The following is a 19311-nucleotide window of genomic DNA, read 5'->3' on the forward strand; positions in this document are numbered from 1 at the left end:
GTACAGCAGCCACCGGGGATCCGCTAAGTGTTCTTCAACGCTTCCAATCGATTCGCCACCTGGCTCCAATTCACTCGTGGAGTGAGATGGCTCCATGACAGCCTGAGTGCACCCGAAATTTGTTGCGATGGAAGTCCAGCCGCGGTCAACACGTGGCTCGGCTTGTAGGTCTGGGAGGTGCACGCCGACCCGTTCGAAATCGCGACGACGTCTTTGAGTGCAACGACCGCGGCTTCGGAATCGACGCCCGGCACTGAGAAGTTGAGCGTGTGCGGCGCAGTTGCATCTCGGGCGCCGTTGTGGTCGATCCCAAGTGGCTCGAGGGCAGCGAGCGCTTCTCGTTTTACCGTCGCGCAATAGCGGTTTCGATCAGCATGTTCTTCCAAAGCCAAGTTCGATGCTAGTCCGAGGCCCGCGATGAGTGCGACGGGCAAGGTGCCGGGGCGTAAACCACGTTCTTGGCCGCCACCAAACATCAATGGCTGAAGAGGCGGACGTTTATATCGCCGTCGCCGCGCGACCAGAGCTCCAATTCCTTTCGGTCCGTAGACCTTGTGACCCGAGATGGAGATCAAGTCGATGCGCTTAAGCCGCAATGGCTCAATTAGTTTCCCGAAGGCTTGAGCAGCGTCCACGTGGAAGAAAGCCACGTGGCCAGAGAGGACTTCCGCAAAGCCTTCCGTAGGTTGTATTACACCGGTTTCATTGTTAAGGGCCATGATTGAAACAAGTAGCGTGTCGGGCCGGAGGGCCTCAGCGAGGTCTTGCGGGTCGATCAACCCCTCAGAAGTAGGGGCTAGCGTCGTAACTTCGAACCCCCGTTTCGCGAGTACCTCGACCGGTTCTAACACCGCCTTGTGTTCTATCTGGCTACAGATGACGTGCCGCTTACCGGTCACACTGCCATATTCGGCAAGACCCAACAGTGCAAGGTTATTGCTTTCAGTCGCGCCGCTGGTGAAGATGACCTCGTCCGGTTGGGCGTCGACAACCTCCGCGACCTCCTTGCGCGCTCGAGTGACCCTGTCCTTTGCCAGCTGGCCGAACATGTGGGTTCGACTACCGGCGTTCCCGAACTCCTCCGACATCCAGATCGATACCTCGTCGCTCACCCTTGGATCCAGCGGCGTGGTCGCGTTGCAATCCAAGTAAACAGGTCGATCGCTTTCTCCGAGGCTTGAAAAAGATGGCGTGTCGGTGGGCGTCGTTACCGTCATGGGCCACAGCGTACGTGTACCTTCCGACACAAGTACGGAACGACACAGTGCCTTGTACGGATGCGGACTTCCGTACAACCGCGACTGAGGAGAGAACATGACAGCGACCCAACTCGAACCAGCCCCAACAGAACCGCAGGAGCGCGCACGCTCTAGCGGCTACGAGTACGTTTTCCCTGCGATTCGGGGCATTCAAGCAGGTCGAGAGTACTACGTGACGATGTGCCCGCTGCGCCTCATACCGCGTCTGTTCCTTTTCGATGAAGAGGAACTCCCTCCGGAGATGCGAGCGCAGCGCACGCTGAACAAGGCGCGTGTACCCGAGATCAGCCGGTACATCGTCGACAACCCCGACTCGTACATCTTCTCCGCCCTGACCGCGTCGGTGAATGCCGAAGTTCTCTTCGAACCTATGGATAGCGCCAACGGCCCCGGTGAGCGTGTCGGAACGCTGACGATCCCTATGTCGGCGCGGTTCGTCATCAACGATGGACAACACCGCCGCGCGGCGATCCAGCATGCGCTCGCCGAAAATCCTGACCTGGGTGACGAGAGCATCGCCATCGTGCTCTTTCTCGATGTCGGGTTGAGTCGCTGCCAGCAGATGTTCGCTGATCTCAACCGGCACGCCATTAGACCGTCAAAATCCATCGGTGTCCTGTATGACCACCGGGACGAAATGTCCGCAGTCACAAAGCTTGTGGTGATGCGGTCTCCCTTCTTTAGTGACCTGACCGAGACTGAGACAAGTAACCTCTCCGCTCGATCTCGCAAGCTCTTCACTCTCTCCGCGTTCTACAGCGCGAATAAGGCTCTACTCGATGGAATCGATACAGGCTCTCTAGAGCGGCAGGTAGACGTCGCAAGTCGCTTCTGGACCTTGGTCGCTGAACAGTTCCCTGAATGGCAGCAAGTGCGCGACCGGGATGTCAGCTCGGGTGAAGTGCGGCGCGATTTCATCCACAGTCACGGTGTGGTCCTTCAGTCAATCGGCAAGATCGGGAATGCGCTAATCCGCGTATCTCAGGACGAGAAAGTCTGGGAGGCCACACTTAAGAAGCTCACCGACATCGATTGGCACAGGGCCAATGCATCAACCTGGGAGGGGCGAGCCACCGTCGGCGGGAAAGTGAGCAAGGGCGCGGCCAATGTGCTGCTTACTGCCGGTTATATCCGCTCAGTCCTCGGACTGGAACTACCACCGGATGAACAGCAAGCCGAGGATGGGTTAGTTAGGAGTGACAGGTGAAGCGTCAACTTCCGATCACCCCTCGAAAACATTCTGCGTTCGACGAGTTGGGGTACGGGTCGACGATCGACGCCCTCCTCGACCAGACGCGCGAGTTGTATCTCGTCGATTCCGTCCCATGGGTCGTCGGCTACTCAGGCGGCAAGGATTCGACGGCGGTGCTGCAGCTCGTTTGGCTGGCCCTGGCCGGGTTACCGGAGAAGAAGCGAACCAAACCTGTTCACGTGATTAGCACCGATACCCTCGTCGAGAATCCTGTTGTTGCAGCGTGGGTTACGCACTCTCTCGACGTACTGGCCGAACAAGCCACAGCACAGAACCTGCCTATCACTCCTCATCGCTTGACACCCTCGGTGACTGACACCTTCTGGGTGAATCTCATCGGCCGTGGCTATCCAGCTCCGCGGCCGAAGTTTCGCTGGTGCACCGAGCGACTGAAGATCAAGCCGTCCAATGCGTTCATCCGAAACATGGTCCGGTCGCACGGAGAGGCCATCCTCGTTCTCGGCACGCGAAAGGCCGAGAGCAGTGGACGCTCGCATCGCATGACTGCACTCGAGGCGCGACGGTCGAGAGATCTCTTGAGTCCCAACGACTCATTGCCAAACTGTTTGGTCTACTCACCGGTGGAGAATTGGTCGAACGACGATGTGTGGACGTTCCTGATGCAAACCGCTAACCCCTGGGGCTACTCGAATAAGGAACTCCTGACGATGTATCAGGGCGCATCGCCGGATGGCGAGTGCCCACTGGTCGTGGACTCCACTACGCCAAGTTGCGGCGACAGCCGGTTTGGTTGCTGGACATGCACTTTAGTCGACAAAGACAAGTCGATGTCGGCGATGATACAAAACGACGACGAGAAGGAGTGGATGCTTCCGCTATTGGAGCTACGCAACGCCCTCGACGTTGCCGACGATCGGCACCTCCGTGATTTCCGCCGGATGAATGGCTCCGTCCAGCTATTTCACGACAAGCCGATACCCGGTCCGTATACGCAGAGTGCCCGAGAGCAGTGGCTCACTCAACTCCTCGAGGCCCAAGCTTGGATCCGGGCCAACGGCCCTGAATATGTGCGATCACTCGAGCTGATTACCCTTGCCGAACTCGAAGAAATCCGCAGACACTGGGTAGTCGAAAAGCACGAGTTCGAAGACGCCCTCCCGCGGATCTATAAGGACGCCACCGGAAACGATTACCCAGGTCGCCCGCTAGACGAGCACCTGCCTCTGGGCGCAGAAGCGATTGAGGTCCTTAAAGAGGTCGTTGGGGACGATCGCCTGCATTTCGAACTCGTGCGCGAGCTGCTCGATGTGGAGCAGCGACACCGATCGCGGTCTCGTCGCGCTGGGCTGTTCGATTCACTCGAGAAGGCGCTTCGGCGCGGATTCTATGATGACGAAGTCGACGCCACCGCCCGCGCACTTAATCGTAAGGCTGCCTTCGATATTCGAAAGGGCGAAAGCGTAGACGAACCTGATCCGCTCGACGTGGCGGATGGTTTCGTCCGACCTGCGCAGTTAGGAGCCGCAGAGTGATCATCGACCAGCTCGTACTACATAACGTGGGCACCTTTGCGGGACGTAACACGATCGAGCTGACTCCCCCGTCTTCGAAGAAGCCGATCGTGCTCATCGGCGGACTTAACGGCGCCGGAAAGACGACGCTACTTGAAGCAATCCATCTCGTCCTCTATGGACCGCTCGCACAGACTGCTGCGAGGAAGTCTGGTAGCTACGAGAACTACCTGCGAGGGTTGATTCATCGCGGTGTGCACGCAAGCGAGGGCGCGGCTTTGGAGTTGACGTTTCATGCCCATCAAGAAGGCATCGAGCGCGAATATTGGATACGCCGCAGCTGGCGAAGTACGGGCGCGTCGATTCGCGAGATACTCCTAGTCTCGGTGGACGGAAAACATGATGAAGCGCTTACTTCGACGTGGAGCGAACACATCGAGGCGTTCCTCCCCCGCGGTATCGCGGGACTGTTCTTCTTCGATGGCGAACAGATTGAGGCGCTCGCCGATCTAGAGCGTTCACAGGAGGTGTTGTCGTCGGCGCTAGCATCTCTGATGGGCCTTGAGCTTGTCGACCGGTTGTCGACGGATCTCGCGGTTCTGCGAAAGCGTCATCAGAACGCCCAGGTACCAGAGAAGCTGCGCGAGGCCGTTGATTTCGGGCAGCAGGCGGTTACCGCTGCGCGCCAGGCCGAGGAGGCGGCGGCCCACGACATCGCCGGCGTGCGAGTCGAGGTAGAGAGAGCAGAGAAAGCGCTATTTGAGATCAACGAGCGCTATCACTCCGCCGGCGGTGATCTCCTTGAGCAACGCGACTCAGCCGAACGCTCAGCGGAGGGCCTTCGAACCGAAGTAGGGCGCATCGAAGAAGCGATCCGTCACGAGATGAGCGAGTCAGCACCGCTGCTTCTAGTCATCGAGCTGCTGCAGGGCATGTCGGCGCAGATTGAGTCGGAGTCTGAGGGTGAGCGGAATCGAGCGGTCGCGGATATATTGGCCAATCGCGACAGCGAGATCGTTCAAATGCTCGAGAAGGCGAGAATCGCGAAAGCGGTCCGGAATCAGGTAGAGCAATTTATGCAAGAGGATCGCCAGATCCGCGCGGCCGCAACGTCAGCCCCTGAAATCGTAGGCATCTCCGACACCGCGGTAGTCCGCCATCTCACCTCTTCGACACTTCCTGGCGCCGACAAGCGCCTACGCGAGCTGATCGAACTACGCAATGTGGCACGCGGAAAGCTCGAACAAGCAGAGCGCCTCCTGGTTGCGATACCGGATGACGAGGCGATCGGCTCGCTAATCGGGGAGCGCACCACCGCGATGGCGGATCTGGAACGACACCGCGCCGCTCTCACGGTTTCCGAGGAGCGATTGGGGCTGGCGCGACAAGACCGGGCGCGCGCAGAGGCTGCCTATGAAGCGACGCTCGAGAAAGCTGCTGGCGAATCGCTGAAGGCGGACGACCAGCGGCGGCTCGTCGATCACGTAGATCGCGTGCGGACGACCCTCGCTGAGCTTCGACTGGCCGCGAGTGAGCGCCACCTTGGCCGGATCTCCGAGCTCGTGCTCGACGCGCTTGGACGCCTGCTGCGTAAGGATAATCTCATCACGCAGGTCGACATAGATCCAAAGACCAACATGGTCCAGTTGACTGGCCGCAACGGGGTGCCGCTGCCGGCCAGCGATCTCTCTGCTGGCGAGCGACAGCTGCTGGCAACAGCCTTGCTGTGGGGACTCGCACGTGCGGCCGGTCAGCCGCTCCCCGTTGTCATCGATACACCGCTAGGCCGACTCGATGGATCGCATCGGGAGCATTTGCTGGAACGCTACTTTCCCTTCGCGAGCCATCAGGTTCTCCTGCTGTCGACCGACACCGAAATCGACGACGACGCCTACATCCGGATACAGAAGTACGTCGGCCGCTCCTATCGATTAGTGTTCGATCAGGCGAAGAACGCGACGTCCGTTGCAAGTGGCTACTTCTGGGAGCAGTCATGACGATCGAAAACATCCGGCTTTCCCAGACCGCGCGCGACCAACTCATCACGCTTAAACGGCGAACCGGCATCGCCAACTGGAACATCCTATGCCGGTGGGCATTGTGCCGATCGCTGGCCGAGGAAGCGCAACCACCATCGGTGCAGTTGACGTTGGATAGCACCGTCGAAATGTCGTGGCGCGTGTTCGCCGGCGAACACGGTGACGTCTACTGGGGCCTGGTGCGATACCGGTGCTATGTTGACGGTCTCGCGCTAGATGACGAAACCCTCGCTACGCAATTCCGGCTTCATTTGCATCGGGGCATCGGTTATCTCGTCGGCGACCCCCGCGTCACCGATGTGGCTGGCCTTGCGGGCATCGCGCTCGGCGACGAATCGGCCGCATGACTGATCGGGTCGCCCGACACAAAACGGCGATGAGTCGGGCGGCCCTATCGCGTCCAGTCGCTACTGCAATTCGTGATTCTGTCGTGACCGAGGCGACTTCCGTCTTCGATTACGGTTGCGGCAGAGGCGATGATCTTCGTAACCTGGCCGCGCTTGGGTACACCGTGAACGGGTGGGACCCAACGCATCGCCCGTCAGCTCCGCGGGAGTCCGCTGATGTCGTGAACCTCGGTTACGTGGTCAACGTGATCGAGGACCCGCAAGAACGGGTCGAAACCCTACGGAGCGCTTGGCAGCTCGCAGGCCGCGCCCTTGTCGTGTCGTCGAGACTCACATGGGATGCGCGCAGTCTGTCGGGTCGCCCTCTCGGTGACGGCTTGATGACACGTACCGGCACTTTCCAAAAGCTTTACGAGCAAGCCGAGCTCGGTCGTTGGATAAAGGACACTCTGGGAGCTGAGGTCCATGCTGCTGCGCCGGGTATCTACTACGCGTTTAGAGAGACAACCGATGCGCAGGCGTTCCTTGCCAATAGGGTTCACATTTACAGACCTAGCCTGCAGATAGACCCGCATGAAGTGTACGAGATGAATGTGGGAGCGCTAGAACCGCTTTTGTCATTCATGAAGCTCCATGGCCGAGCCCCGCGAAGCGGCGAGCTCAACAATGATGCAGTATCGGCGATAACGGAGGCGGTCGGCAGCATCGGGCGCGCTCAGCAGCTGATTCGTAAAGTCACTGACGACGAATTCTGGAAGAAGGTGACGATCCATCGGCGCGCTGAACTACTTGTGTATATTGCGCTTTCGCGCTTCAGTGGGCGGCCACGGTTCAACCAGCTTGGGGTAACTCTCGCCACCGACATCCGAACGCTCTTCGGCAAGTATCGGGACGCGTGCCTACAGGCCGACCGCATGCTGTTGGCGTGCGGCGACCCAGCCATCATCCTGGTGAACGCCCGGTCCTCCACGGTAGGCAAGCAGACCCCAAGTGCTCTATACGTGCATCGAAGCGCGCTCGCTGAGCTGCCGCCGATCATGCAGGTGTACGAGGGGTGCGCAAGGGCACTCTCTGGAACTGTCGAGCACGCCAACCTGGTAAAGCTCTCGGTGGCCGAACCACAGATTTCTTACTTGACTTACCCGGGCTTCGACCGGGACGCTCATCCCACTCTCGCGTCGTCGGTGATAGTTAACCTTCGCAAGCTCACTGTCGACTGGCGTGACTACACCCGGTCGCCAAACCCGCCGCTTCTGCATCGCAAGGAAGAGTTTCTCGGAGCCGATCATCCGAGGCGAGTGATGTATTCGAGGCTTACGCGCGCTGAGCAACTGGCAGGGTTGTATGCGCATCCTGAGACGATTGGAACCTCGGAGGGATGGCGTCAGGCGCTGCGCTCCGCGAACGTTTCAGTACATGGTCACCGCCTTCTTCGTCCGACAGTGGGCGGGGCGCCTTCGTGAACGAACGGTGCGGCGGATAAGCAGAACCGCCGCAACGGCGAAACGTTACCCTTATGCCCTCGGAGTGAAGGGGGCGTAGCTTGCTTTACGGAGCGGCTTCTGTCGAGGCTAAGAGCCTCAGTGTTGGTTCGGTTCTCGAGGAGAGGTATCCGATATCGGTGCCTCGATTCCAGCGAGGGTTCGCCTGGAACGACGAGGCAATAGGATTTTTCATCGCTGATATCGAGGCGATACTGCCATCGCCATCTGGAGCAAGCAGTCATTTCTTTGGAGGCATTGTCTGCATAGAATTGACCGATAATCAGCAGGTTCGCCCTCATAGTTATGAAATAGTCGACGGTCAGCAGCGACTTACTACCTTTTTCCTTACGCTCTCATGCATAGTCCGGGTCGGCACCGACCTCGAAGATAGAGCGAGGAGAGCAGGAAATGATTCAGTTGCTCAGCGCGCGAAAACGTTGGTTGACGATACCGTCGAGCGTTATTTAACCTGGAAGCAGGCAGATGTCCAGACTGGGACTACTGAAGTCCGACCTCGCTTAAGTCTGTCCCTAGCCGACGACACACTTTTTCAATATTTATCATTGGGACGTGGAAGTGAACCGCAAGTCGAGCGCGAAAGTCATCGCCTTCTGGTCGATGGTCATGCTGCGTTGCTTGCTATGGTTCGGCGATTCGTGAAAGAGACTGGTCCTCTCAACGATCGTATCGAACGACTTATCCGAGTTCGGAAGGCGATAATCGAAGATTCGCATGTCATTCACATCGTGTCGAAGGAACGCGACCAAGCATACCGCCTGTTCTCTGTTCTCAATCACCGCGGCGAATCGTTATCTGACGCCGATCTGCTGCGAAGCCGGAGCTTGGAGTTGCTCGCGAGTTATACTCTTGAGCACGAATCGACTGCGCTCATCTGGGATGAAATGCTCGGTCATCCTGCGAAGGATGTCGAGAATTTCTTCAAGGCACTCTACCCTTCATATGTCGGTACACGTGCTGTAGGCGATCTCTATGAAGCAATCGAACGAAGATTCTTCCCTTCGAACTCTCCGTCTACCGCCGTGGAGGCCGCGAAAATCGTGGCTACGATCGGAAGCTTCCGCGACGAATTGAACGTCTTCCTCCACTTACTAAAGGGCGCTTGGCCCTACGATCGTGAGCCAGGTAAACCCCGCGATGTTCGATCCTGGCAGATGGACAGGCTTCGGCGCCTAATTACCACGTTGAAGCACGAGTTGTGCCTTCCTGTGTTGCTCGCCGGTGCGCGGTCGTTGCCCGAGAAGATGTTTGCAGAGCTTGTTTACCTGATCGAGATTTTCGCGTTTCGATACAAAATAATCTGCAATGGTCACGCAACCAGACCGGCTAATATTTATTACTCAGAAGCGGCCTTGATGCGCGAGTCGGCTAACGGACATTCCTACACGTTGTCATCTTTGAGATCGGAATTGAGAAAGCTTATAGAAAAACATGCCGGCGATATATTATTTCGACAACTACTCATCGAGAATCTCAGATATAATAATTCGAGTCAGCGAGCGAATATTCGAGAATTCCTGACAACCCTTGAAGACCATCGCAGCTGGTTGACTACGACTCCGAGAAACTCCACAGCGCGGCCACGTCCTAGTATGGAAAAAGTTATCGACTTAGGCGATGCCACGATTGAGCACATCTACCCCCAAAATGCGAAGACCAACGACAAAGATAACGACATTGAACCACTTAAACAAACGCTAGGAAACCTGACTTTCTTTGGCAGCCACGACAACGTCGCAGCATCTAACAAGTCCTTCACCGAGAAGCGCGTCGCGAATTATGCGTCGAGCGCCGTCGCGATGACAGCCGATCTTGCACTGTTGCCGAGTTGGACGGTGAACTCGGTAAGCGCACGCGAACAACTGATGTTGGATGCAGCGGTGCGGGTCTTTACTATCTGAATGGTCATAGCATAAACGCTGCGACACGAATTCGCCCTTCCGCCCGGCGCGCACATGCTTCTTGGAGCTGCTTCGAGGCCGTGAAACCTTCGACAGACTAGTAATCTTTGCGGACGGTTCGGGGAACGATTCAGGTCTCGTATCTCACGGAGGATTATGAGGTCGATCCCAATGCGCCCGCGTTCGAACTCGCTGACGCCCATCGACGCGCTCAGCAACGAGACCATTGACGACACAGTTATCCACCGTCATCAAGCTGTCCACACAATCGCCTATGTTGAGCAGCCGCCCGCACCCTACTAGATGGCGCTCATCGGAGTTCCACAGGTGTGCTCTCTGAAATTCCTCACCTGTCAGACCTGTGAGCAGCGTTCAGTGTAGTTGTTGGCACGTGCCGGTCGTGGTTCGGCGCAGGATTTTGGCGGCGGCCTGGTGGTCACGTAGGCGGTAGGACTCGCCGTCGAGGACCACCGACGGAACGCAAAGCTGCAGTTGACCGTCGTTCTGGCTCCGGCGGAGGCTGTCCCCGGGTTGTATGTGCATCCTGATCACCGCCGTCGACGGCGGCGGCCGGTTGTTCGGAGTGAGTTGGATGTCTAGTGATGATGACCGCATATCTAGTGTTATATGCCGCATGAGTCGCTGTATTTGGGATATTGATCGCTATCTCGCTGTATCTACAGTCGTCGATCGCCGACACGCGGCAGTAAATAATAGACGCCACGGATGGAGGGGCTTAGGCTCGGGCGTGGGAGGTGAGGCCGGTGAGCGACATGACACGGCTTCGGGCGCTGACCGAGGCGGGTTGTTGCATCCGAATCCGGATGGGGTGTTGGCGCCGTTGTTCACCGGCGAGTCAGGTTTCTTTCTGGCCTCCGACAAGGTGCAGGTGAAGTACGAGATGTTGCGGGCGCGTCTGGTGGACGGCCTGCCGGTATCGGAAGTTGCTGCAGCACACGGCTATTCGCGCGCAGCGTTCTATCTGGTGGCGGCGGCGTTCGACCAGTCGGGGATGGCCGGACTGGTGGACGAGCGGCGGGGCCGTCGCGGACCGATCAAGCTGCGCCCGGAGATCGTGGAGTTCATCCGCGCCGACGCCGGGTCGGGGGCCCAGATCGCCGAACAGGTGGCCGACCGGTTCGGGTGCGGTTGCACCGGCGCACCATCGAGCGGGTGCGCGGCCGGTGAGCGCCCGGTCGTTCTGGCCGCCGGTCGAAGCGGCGCAGGTCGACTACGAAACACTGCGCGCGCACGTGCTCGAGCACTCCCGGCTACCGGCAGGTCTGGCTGCGGCCCGGTTCGCCCGCCGCGACCTGACGGGGTTGATCGCGTGGCCCAGCGCCGAGCCGGTGTTCGTCGCCGAACTCCTCGCCGCTGCCCGTCCGGCATGGACACCGCACGAGGATCCGCGCGTGTCGGCACTGGCCGCGGGCTATCAGTTCCTGCTCGACGCCGCCGCACGCGTGGATTCGGTTGCTGCACTGGCACTACCGGGGACAGGCCTGCGGTGAGGGCGGCGCTGTATGCGCGGGTGTCCACCGAGCGCCAAGCCGATCGCGGCACCATCGGCTCACAGCTGGCGCTGCTGCGCGATCACATCACCGCCGCCGGTGACGAGCTGGTTGGCGAGTACGTCGACGACGGGCATTCCGGCGCCCGACTGGACCGCCCCGGCCTGGACGCGTTACGTGATGCCGCCGAGGCCGGGCTCGTGGAACGGGTGTGGTGCCTGTCGCCGGACCGGCTCGCCCGCGCCTACGCATACCAGGTGCTGGTGCTCGACGAGCTGGACCGCTTCGGGGTCACCGTGGCATTCACCGACTCGCCTGGGCTGGCCGCCGACGACCCGCAAGCCACCCTGCTCACCCAGGTCCAAGGCGTGATCGCCGAATACGAGAAAGCCAAGATCGCCGAACGATACCGGCGCGGCAAACTGTTCCGAGCCCGCGCCGGCGAGATCGTCACCTGGAAAGCCTCCTACGGCTACCGCCGCATTCCCCAGCCCCGCCACCGGCCAGGCCCACCACGAGGTCTACGAGCCCGAGGCCGCGGTGGTGCGGCGGATCTTCACCGACCGCGCCGCCGGCATCACCGTGCGCGAAATCTGTCGCCGGCTCAACGCCGACGGGGTGCCCTCGCCGACCGGCAAACCCACCTGGGGCCATTCCACGCTCAGCCGGCTGCTGCGCAACGAGGCCTACATCGGCCGGGTGTACTACAACCGCACCGAATCGGTGCCCGACCGGCGCCCCACCCGCCGCAACCGACAGGTCCCGCGCGACCGCGACGAATGGATCCCCATCGAATGCCCCCGGATCATCTCCGACGAGCTGTTCCAGGCCGCAAGCCGAGTCGCCACCGACAACAGCAAGTGGAGCCCGCGCCGCGCCGAACCCGGCCAGTGGCTGCTCAAAGGCCTTGTCAAATGCGGTGTTTGCGGTGTCGGCACCAACTGCCACAAGATGCGCGGCCGCAACGGGACCTGGCACCGCTACTACTACTGCCGCAACCACGACCCGCTGCGCGCCGGCGGCGAACAACACCGCTGCCCCGAACGCAACATCCGCGCCGACGCGCTCGACACATTCGTGTTCGACCACATTCGCGCCGCGATCACCCACCCCGACCAACTACTGGCCGGCGAACAAGCGGTCACCCTGCACACGCCCATCCCCGACGACGAACTCCTCAGCGCCGAACTGGCCCGGCTGGACCGAAAGATCGACGCCGCCGACGCCGAACGGCGCCGCCTGATCGACCTCTACCAGGGTGGGTTTATCGAACTTCCCGAAATGCAGCGCCGCGCCACCGAAGTCGCCGCACGCCGAAAAGAGCTGCAGCACAAGCGAACCAGCCTCGCTCACGAACGAACTGCGCTCGCCCGCGACAACCAGCTCCGCCGCCGCGTCCACGATTTCGCCGCCCGCATCCACGCCGTCATCGACACTCTCGACGACATCCAGAAACAACAGCTGTTGCGCCTACTCGTCGAAGACGTACGGGTCACCGGCTGGCACGTCCAGATCCGGCTCCGCATCGCGCTGGACCCGCCACCACCCGACCCGCCACAGCCGACCAGCCCAACAGGCAAACCGTTGCCAGTCCCGCACCCAGTGTCAACCCAAGACCGTTTGCGTTCCGTTAGTGTTGATGACCACGGAGCGGTGCAGCAGGCGGTCGAGCATGGCGGCTGCGACAGTGGTGTCGCCGAGGCTGTCGCCCGAGGCACCCGCGCCGCGGTTGGTGGTGATGACGATGCTGGCCTTCAGATAGCGTTGGGAGACAACCTGAAACAGCGCTGAGGCGGCCTCCGCCGGTTGCGGTAGATACCCCATTTCATCGCTCGCCAGCAGGGTCGGCCCGGCGTAGAAACACATGGTGGTTGCCCAGCGCCCCTCGATCGCGGCGCGGTGGCAACGGGCAGCAAGGTCGGCGGCGGTGGTATCGGTTGCCCTTCTCGGCGGAGCCACACGCGTGGGGAATTTCGATGAGCGTCAGTGGGGAATTTCAGCGAGCGCGGTCAACGGACGTCCCCTCGGAACGTGTTAGCATCGCCGAAGCCAGCGGGCAACATTGGGAATGGTTCAATCTCGCGGCGATGAACTCTAGACGATGGACGGTGTAGACGTCCAGCCCGAGCATCGGACCGGTCTCGGAGATGCCGACTATGAAGTGGCGCTTCGCGAGCGGCTGCAGCACGCTAATATTTGCGCCAGCGGCTCGTCGACCTGATCGACACTCACGAGTTCATCCGGATTCTGGACTAGGTCAATGACGCCTGCGAAGAACTCGATGTTGACCCCCGCGGTCTGTTCCTCACAAGCGATCCGAGCGACTGTCGCCAACGGACAATTTCAGAGTTCATCTTGCTCCGACGCAAGGTGCGCCACGGCGGCCATGGAGCCGGTCGGCGTCTGGCATTGGGAATCGCGGTATAGATAGGCTTTCCCTCTATCTAGCCGGATCTAGTTCGGGAGAGCTGCGAGTTCAGTTCCTATTGAGACCGAACCTCCGTGTTAGCAGGACGTCCTTCCAATAACTCTCACGAGCCAGTACTTCCTCGTCAGCGGTTCGCATGGACCAAAATTCGAGAAGCGCGAAGTGGAGGTTTCGACGCGCATAGTCCGGCCCCTTCTGGCCGACGAGGTCACGCAACGCGATATTGCCGCCATGCAACGAGTCGACGTATTGGCACAACCTCGCCCAAATTCCGGTGTCGCCGTAAGCCGAACCCACGTATGCCTGGCCGGTTTGCTGGTCGTGGATGACGTATACGCCTTTCATGAATTGGAGCGCTCCACGCCAATCGGTCCAGTCCTGCTTCACCGCAGTCTCCAGCACTCCGAACGAATGATTGATTCGGTCATGTCCAGGGAAAGGCTCACCAGCATATGGAAGTTCGAGCACCGACACGACTTCCATCTGATCCAGATAGTTCTCCATATTCAGTCGCACTGACCGTCCCGGCGGTTTGAAGGAGATGACGAGGCGCTTGATGTAAGCCCCGAGAAGATCATCACGCCGGATGATGTCGTACGACCCTTCGCCCGGCACTGGGCGGCGACCGACGACTTCGAAGACGCCTCCGAACAGCCAGTGTGTGGACGGTCGGCGATACCGGGCGAGCGAAAAAATGTATTGGCGATTGAAGTCGTCGCGTGCGGTACGTCGACGGTTCCAGCCGACCCATTCATCCCACGAGCGAGCCAGCACGTCAATCGGCTGATCCTTCTGGTCGAACACCGCGCAGTGAAGTTTGCACGCCCTCGGGTCGAGGCCGCCAAGCAGGCTGCTGAGCGCGATGGCTGACATGTCTAGAACGTAGCAATCCGCGGAGATTCCCCTAGCCGATGTCGTTAAACCCGCGCACCGGCTTCGTGCCATCGAAGGCATGCCAGCGACTCGGGATTCGTCGAAGTGGGAAACTGGGCCTGTGGTCCGCACAGGCGCTCGGGCGAAGGCACTGCAAAGCCTGATGGTTCGCGCGGGTTTCCGCGCGATGGCTACTACCCCGCCAGCGCCCCGACTTCGTGCACTTCCCGTGCCAGCTCGCAACCAGGTGGTTGAGTTGTTCGAGATTCTGGGCGGGCGCACGCCGATGCCGCCGTTGCGGCCCGGCGCATGGGACCTCGCATTCGACGCGGGGGTTGTAGTGGAACTCGATGAGGAGCTGCATTTCAATCGCTATCGGGCGAAAGTATTGCAAACTTCATGGGCATCCGACCTGCCTTGGCACCGCGTGTATCTCGCCCATTGTCGTGATCGAGAACAGGAGTGCCTCGCAGCTGGTAAGTGGGGCAAGCGGTGGACGAACCCCTCTTGCGAAGCGGTGTTCGGACCGCCCGGCGCACCCGGTGACCTAGTCGGGACGGGATCGCCTCGATGGAAGCAGCGCGCACTCTACGACGCGGTCAAAGATGTCGCCGGGTTGCACTCGCCGAACCTTCGGCTCTGTAGGCTCTCAATCTGGGACCGTGTCGGCGACACCAGCCTCGGCGCCGCGCTCGCCGGAGCAGTCATCAATCTCCGTGATTTTTCTGACTTCGTCGGACGTCGAACAATTTTGGCAGCATCGCCGCCGAGGTAGGGAGCGCAATACCGGGGCCGGTCGCGTCCGCGGCGACCGGGACTCGCCGGCGTCCCTGGCATCACGATGAGACCCGGGCACCGAACATGAACTCGATCTGGGTTCGCGTTGCTCAGCTGGCGACAAACAGTCGGTCTTCGAGCAGCAACGTTGGCGGCGAGCCGGAGTGGTCGGCGCTGGCGAGTTCGGCGAGCAATTCCGCGGCCAGCGTCGGCTCGTTGCGCGCATTGGTCATTAGCGCGGCATCAGACAACGGTGTCGCCGGCCAGGGAACCGGTAGTGCGAGCGAAGCTTTCGGCCGTACCGCGTCCAGGCGGTGGATCTTGGCCGGGTCGTTTTGGAGCAGACTCTCGGTGAGCGCCGCATCGTCTTCGAGTACGGCGAGGATGTTTCGTAGCAGTTGTGCGCGGGCTTCGGCGTTGCCGGCGACGTGCAATTGGCGCTCGATGATTGGGTGAGGTGCCGGGCGATGGTGGGCGCCTGCTCGGCCTCGTCGCCCGAGTTGATGTCGGGGTGATACTCAGGATGCTGAGCCAGAGCGGCACTCAGCCGATCGGTGAGCAAAGATTCGTAGAGGCCGGCTTCCACGCCGGCAGGTTAGCGCATGAGGGTGACACATTGAGTTTGTTTGTATCGTCCCCTCCCCATACGGTGCGTTTAACATCGGGAGGGCACGTGCGGTAAGCGCACTGCCGTTAAGACAGGTCATTCACCGTGTCTCCTATGACGCGGGTGGGCACGGTACTCCATGGATTGCGTGCGTCGCGACGGCAAACGCTTCGCAAATTGGTATGCCGTGAGGTACAGCACTGCGAAAAGTCCTGCTGTGATGAGTGTGCCGATTCCGAACTGTATGTGCTGACCGCGGGCGATTCCATAGCCCCAACTCGCATCGCCGTAGCCGGTCGTAACTGCGAGAAAGACGAGAAAGGCGATCCCAATCGCCGCCACCCACCACTCGCCTTTGCCGGTCACAAACGCGATGGTGTTACCGGAGGAAATGATCATCAGACCAACGATCATCCACCACATCTTGGTCGCGGAGAGGAGGCCACTATAAGAATCTGGAGCAGCGTCCCGGCCTGCATCCCTTGTGTAAGTAGGGTTTTCCGTCGTCGGGTGTTCGGGATCAGGTTCGCTGTCCTGCACGGTCATTGCATAGACCTTGCCGCGTAATTTGATGTACGGCGTGTAGGCGTACGCGATCACCGTCATCACGCCCAACACGACGAGGGCGAATCCCAAACCCTTTCGCCAATCCGGTTGAACCGACAAGAGTCCGGCTATCGCGGCAACGACAGCGCAACTCCAATAGATGCGTCGCTGCGAACTTCGGTCATGAATTAAGAACGACTGAACAAACGAAACGACGAAACATGCAACGATAATCAGAAAGAAGAAGTCGGACACTGCCCTACTTGCCCATCGTCCAATTCACGAACTTTTCGCCTCCGATTCCGCCGCCAATTGCGCCGAGAAATCCGACAATGAGCGTACCTTGGGGCCCTACGAAGGATCCCCATGCCGCACCGGCCGCCCACCCGCCGAGTATCGATCCCGCGGTGCGGCCACCAAACTGTGCAAGTTCCTCGTCAGCCGGTGCACCTTGAGTCCAGTCGTAGATCGAAGTCAGGGCATCGACTCCAGTGCCAGCCCACCCGAGCTTCGAGCCGAATCCTTTGAGCGCTTCGATGTCGGCATGCGACCAGACCGGGGCGGTGCCCCAATGGCTGCCGCCTGGGAGCGCGCCAGCGTGAGCCTTCGCACCCTCGCCTAGCGCACCGGCGTGGTTGGCCGCGCCTCCTGCTATATCCCTGAATACTTCGCTGGGCGCCTTTCCATTTCCTATTTCGTTCGCTGCACGGGTGGCTCCGTCCGGCGATACCCCGGCCTGTTCGAGCGTGGTCTTGAGTCGGTCTAGCACCATTACCCGTCCATTCGCCTCCCACTCATTGAGCAATTGAGTGGCCTGGTCGGGCGTCAACGGAGATCTGCCAAGCAGCGCATTGGGTGACTCCAACAGCTGCTGCATTTGAAGTCTCGCCTGGGCTCGGGTGCGAGCGTCGCCACCCAAGACGGTGTCGGTGGGCAACGGGCCGGAGAACTGTGCCATGCGGTGGTCGTTCAGTCGCTCTCCCGCAAGCCGTACTTCGTCGACACCGGCTGTGGGATTGTTGATGGTCGAGTAATCGCGGAGGCGTCCAGCAGCAGCATTCTTTTCCGGCGTCCATGGTCCAGGCGAATTGACCAGCGACTCGTCTGCCGCGCGCCGGCTCTCTCCGTAACTGTCGGCCTCAGCGTGCGACTGTTCATTTCTCGACACGTCGCCCTCGCCGTCGACGGGTGCCGTCGGCTCTGGTGTGTAGCCCTCGGCCGCCATCTCAAGCTGTGACGCGTCGAGTCGCTCCGAATACGCATCGCGGACTGACTGCACCTCCTGCAGTGCTTGTTCTGTCGCGGCGATTGCGGCCTGCTTCAGTTCCGACCAGTCGACCTCTTGGCCGTTAGCCGCCGCCAGGGCGATCTCACGGTCGATTTGGTCGTCGATCGTGCGCAGCCTGGTCTCAAGATTGCTGACCGAAATGTCGCCGCCGCGCTGCGCCTCAGCCAAAGAAGCCGAAATGTTTTGCAAATCAACTGCAATTCGGCCCAAATGGTCGCGGCTGAGATGCAGCGACTCGGTTGCCCGCCGAACCTCATCGGAATCGTTGATTGGATGGTCGCCGCCGTCCTGGCGGTCCCAGGCGACGTCGAACCGCTGCTTGGCGAGGTTGAACTCCTCGCTAGTCTCCTGGCTACAGACCCCGGCCTCGTAGAACGCACTCGCCAACTCGCTTATCTCACCCGGGGATCCGCTCTGGAGCGTCTTATTCAGCTGCCACGGATCACCACCTGCGGCACCGGTCAGCTCATGGACATCGAGATGCTTTAGCAGAATCGACATTCGACATCAGGCGAAATCGCGTCCGGCCGCGTTCAGCGCCGATTCGCTTGCCTCGTCCTGCTTCACGAAGAGGGCAACAGCCGAGTTTGCCTTCTCGGACAATGCAGCCAACTCTGCACGGTGACCCCGCATCGTAGTGACGTGCACGACGTGTGCGCGACAAAGGACGCGGTGGAATCCATGAGCCGCGTCAAAGTCACCGAAGATCCCTGCCGTTAGCTGTGCCGAAGCGAACTGATTTGCACCTCGTTGTGCGATCTCACCGGCGCTTCCGGAAAAGTCTGCACCGCAGCGCAGCAGATCGGTATCGACAAACATCTGATCTCCTCAAGCCATTACGGCCACTATACCGGCGGTGGTTTGCTCATCCGTGCACGCATTGTGTGTCAGCTGTCTACTCCAGCCATACAAAATGGTGGCAGCCCGCCGAAGACCTTCCGCCGAGTTCAGCAAATGCATGACGCGATGAGATCCTCGCCGAACCGACTTCAGACGACCAAAGAGCCGGTCGGCGTCTCGGACCGCGATCAGCGAAGGTAAGTCTGCCCCTCCCGCGGGTATCCGCCGCCGTCCGTAGCGATGTGGACATGGTCGTAATGATTGGCGGTGTCCCCGCCGCGGTCCGACATCGTTCTCTTCGAGCCGTTGGGCCGGTAGATGGTTTGCCGCCAGATGACGTGGTTCAGGTCGAAGCGCTCCGCGTTCTGCAGGACATACGCGAGCACACTGTCGCCGAGCGCAATTCCGGCGGCGGAGCGCGGATTCGGGATCATCACGTCGATCGCCATCCCGTGCGGATGCCATTTCAACGGATCCGAACGCACTCCGCCGATATCGAGGATCTCGGGAAACTTCGCGCTGACCGAGCGGGCAGCCAAGATGGTTTTGACCTGAAGGCCCGTCTCTGGCGCAACGCCGTGAGGCAACGCGCGGGGGAGGGCCGCAGGAACCGATTTGAGGTCGATCGGAGGCGCCGCTACCGGCGGCGGGCTGGCCGGCTTCGACGCC

General features: G+C 60.3%; 16 protein-coding genes and 4 pseudogenes. 10 read left to right on the top strand and 10 right to left on the bottom strand.

Annotation, left to right across the window (positions count from 1 at the left end; translation table 11 throughout):
- Nucleotides 1-23: 23 nt before the first annotated feature.
- The gene (gene dndA, locus G6N18_RS12285) at nucleotides 24-1217 is read right to left on the bottom strand and encodes a cysteine desulfurase DndA (protein ID WP_083005189.1); all 1194 of its coding nucleotides are present in this window, start codon (nucleotides 1215-1217) and stop codon (nucleotides 24-26) included.
- Nucleotides 1218-1437: 220 nt separating this feature from the next.
- Between dndA and dndB the strand changes: the two genes are divergently transcribed.
- The 6 genes from dndB to G6N18_RS12315 all read left to right on the top strand — a co-directional run bounded on the left by dndB (nucleotide 1438) and on the right by G6N18_RS12315 (nucleotide 9772).
- Entirely contained in the window at nucleotides 1438-2466 is a 1029-nt protein-coding gene (gene dndB, locus G6N18_RS12290; protein WP_234806227.1) for a DNA sulfur modification protein DndB, read from the top strand.
- On the top strand, nucleotides 2463-4004 hold the full coding sequence (gene dndC, locus G6N18_RS12295) for a DNA phosphorothioation system sulfurtransferase DndC (RefSeq protein WP_083005182.1): 1542 nt from the start codon (nucleotides 2463-2465) through the stop codon (nucleotides 4002-4004). The genes dndB and dndC overlap by 4 nt, the downstream gene beginning before the upstream one ends.
- On the top strand, nucleotides 4001-5980 hold the full coding sequence (gene dndD, locus G6N18_RS12300; RefSeq protein WP_083005178.1) for a DNA sulfur modification protein DndD: 1980 nt from the start codon (nucleotides 4001-4003) through the stop codon (nucleotides 5978-5980). Before dndC ends, dndD begins: the two co-directional genes overlap by 4 nt.
- Complete coding sequence (gene dndE / locus G6N18_RS12305; protein WP_083005174.1) at nucleotides 5977-6369, top strand: DNA sulfur modification protein DndE; 393 nt, start codon at nucleotides 5977-5979, stop codon at nucleotides 6367-6369. The genes dndD and dndE overlap by 4 nt, the downstream gene beginning before the upstream one ends.
- Nucleotides 6366-7832, top strand: a complete 1467-nt coding sequence (locus G6N18_RS12310; RefSeq protein WP_083005171.1) for a DNA phosphorothioation-associated putative methyltransferase — start codon at nucleotides 6366-6368, stop codon at nucleotides 7830-7832. The genes dndE and G6N18_RS12310 overlap by 4 nt, the downstream gene beginning before the upstream one ends.
- Nucleotides 7833-7912: 80 nt before the next feature.
- Nucleotides 7913-9772, top strand: coding sequence for a DUF262 domain-containing protein (locus G6N18_RS12315; protein WP_083005168.1), 1860 nt, complete (start codon nucleotides 7913-7915; stop codon nucleotides 9770-9772).
- A 372-nt stretch (nucleotides 9773-10144) separates the two neighbouring features.
- Here the strand turns inward: G6N18_RS12315 and G6N18_RS24555 are convergent.
- Together G6N18_RS24555 and G6N18_RS24560 are read right to left on the bottom strand one after the other, a co-directional pair.
- A pseudogene (locus G6N18_RS24555) lies at nucleotides 10145-10237 on the bottom strand (IS21-like element helper ATPase IstB); the annotation flags it as partial.
- 513 nt (nucleotides 10238-10750) lie between these two features.
- Nucleotides 10751-10927, bottom strand: coding sequence for a hypothetical protein (locus tag G6N18_RS24560; protein ID WP_163689873.1), 177 nt, complete (start codon nucleotides 10925-10927; stop codon nucleotides 10751-10753).
- 29 nt (nucleotides 10928-10956) lie between these two features.
- Between G6N18_RS24560 and G6N18_RS24565 the strand changes: the two genes are divergently transcribed.
- The 3 genes and pseudogenes from G6N18_RS24565 to G6N18_RS24575 form a co-directional block, all read left to right on the top strand.
- Nucleotides 10957-11283 (top strand): hypothetical protein, encoded by a 327-nt coding sequence (locus G6N18_RS24565; protein WP_163689875.1) that lies wholly within the window; start codon nucleotides 10957-10959, stop codon nucleotides 11281-11283.
- Between the two features lie 20 nt (nucleotides 11284-11303).
- Nucleotides 11304-11666 (top strand): annotated as a pseudogene (locus tag G6N18_RS24900) (recombinase family protein); the annotation flags it as partial.
- A gap of 160 nt (nucleotides 11667-11826) precedes the next feature.
- Nucleotides 11827-12366, top strand: a pseudogene (locus G6N18_RS24575) (recombinase family protein); the annotation flags it as partial.
- 543 nt (nucleotides 12367-12909) lie between these two features.
- Here G6N18_RS24575 and G6N18_RS24580 read toward each other — a convergent pair.
- Together G6N18_RS24580 and G6N18_RS12355 are read right to left on the bottom strand one after the other, a co-directional pair.
- Nucleotides 12910-13215 (bottom strand): annotated as a pseudogene (locus G6N18_RS24580) (ATP-binding protein); the annotation flags it as partial.
- A 544-nt stretch (nucleotides 13216-13759) separates the two neighbouring features.
- Nucleotides 13760-14584 (bottom strand): GIY-YIG nuclease family protein, encoded by an 825-nt coding sequence (locus G6N18_RS12355; protein WP_083007115.1) that lies wholly within the window; start codon nucleotides 14582-14584, stop codon nucleotides 13760-13762.
- Between the two features lie 256 nt (nucleotides 14585-14840).
- Here G6N18_RS12355 and G6N18_RS12360 point away from each other — a divergent pair, with 256 nt between their 5' ends.
- Nucleotides 14841-15359, top strand: a complete 519-nt coding sequence (locus G6N18_RS12360; RefSeq protein ID WP_234806275.1) for a DUF7255 family protein — start codon at nucleotides 14841-14843, stop codon at nucleotides 15357-15359.
- Nucleotides 15360-15471: 112 nt separating this feature from the next.
- Here G6N18_RS12360 and G6N18_RS12365 read toward each other — a convergent pair whose 3' ends face one another.
- The 5 genes from G6N18_RS12365 to G6N18_RS24815 form a co-directional block, all read right to left on the bottom strand.
- Nucleotides 15472-15795: a hypothetical protein gene (locus G6N18_RS12365; protein ID WP_083007120.1), complete on the bottom strand. Its 324-nt coding sequence runs from the start codon at nucleotides 15793-15795 to the stop codon at nucleotides 15472-15474.
- A 269-nt stretch (nucleotides 15796-16064) separates the two neighbouring features.
- On the bottom strand, nucleotides 16065-16769 hold the full coding sequence (locus tag G6N18_RS12370; RefSeq protein WP_083007123.1) for a hypothetical protein: 705 nt from the start codon (nucleotides 16767-16769) through the stop codon (nucleotides 16065-16067).
- 4 nt (nucleotides 16770-16773) lie between these two features.
- The gene (locus G6N18_RS12375) at nucleotides 16774-18303 is read right to left on the bottom strand and encodes a putative alpha/beta hydrolase (protein WP_083007125.1); all 1530 of its coding nucleotides are present in this window, start codon (nucleotides 18301-18303) and stop codon (nucleotides 16774-16776) included.
- 6 nt (nucleotides 18304-18309) lie between these two features.
- Nucleotides 18310-18621: a DUF2563 family protein gene (locus G6N18_RS12380; RefSeq protein ID WP_083007128.1), complete on the bottom strand. Its 312-nt coding sequence runs from the start codon at nucleotides 18619-18621 to the stop codon at nucleotides 18310-18312.
- A 209-nt stretch (nucleotides 18622-18830) separates the two neighbouring features.
- Nucleotides 18831-19181 (bottom strand): VldE C-terminal domain-containing protein, encoded by a 351-nt coding sequence (locus G6N18_RS24815; protein ID WP_308215053.1) that lies wholly within the window; start codon nucleotides 19179-19181, stop codon nucleotides 18831-18833.
- Between the last annotated feature and the right edge of the window lie 130 nt (nucleotides 19182-19311).

The sequence above is a fragment of the Mycolicibacterium celeriflavum genome (assembly GCF_010731795.1).
In the GTDB taxonomy this organism is placed as follows: domain Bacteria; phylum Actinomycetota; class Actinomycetes; order Mycobacteriales; family Mycobacteriaceae; genus Mycobacterium; species Mycobacterium celeriflavum.

Bases quoted from the DNA above. Each gene is read 5' to 3' on its own strand.
- dndA (WP_083005189.1), bottom strand. From the start codon at position 1,217: ATGACGGTAACGACGCCCACCGACACGCCATCTTTTTCAAGCCTCGGA.
- dndB (WP_234806227.1), top strand. From the start codon at position 1,438: ATGTGCCCGCTGCGCCTCATACCGCGTCTGTTCCTTTTCGATGAAGAG.
- dndE (WP_083005174.1), top strand. From the start codon at position 5,977: ATGACGATCGAAAACATCCGGCTTTCCCAGACCGCGCGCGACCAACTC.
- G6N18_RS12310 (WP_083005171.1), top strand. From the start codon at position 6,366: ATGACTGATCGGGTCGCCCGACACAAAACGGCGATGAGTCGGGCGGCC.
- G6N18_RS12355 (WP_083007115.1), bottom strand. From the start codon at position 14,584: ATGTCAGCCATCGCGCTCAGCAGCCTGCTTGGCGGCCTCGACCCGAGG.
- G6N18_RS12375 (WP_083007125.1), bottom strand. From the start codon at position 18,303: ATGTCGATTCTGCTAAAGCATCTCGATGTCCATGAGCTGACCGGTGCC.
- G6N18_RS12380 (WP_083007128.1), bottom strand. From the start codon at position 18,621: ATGTTTGTCGATACCGATCTGCTGCGCTGCGGTGCAGACTTTTCCGGA.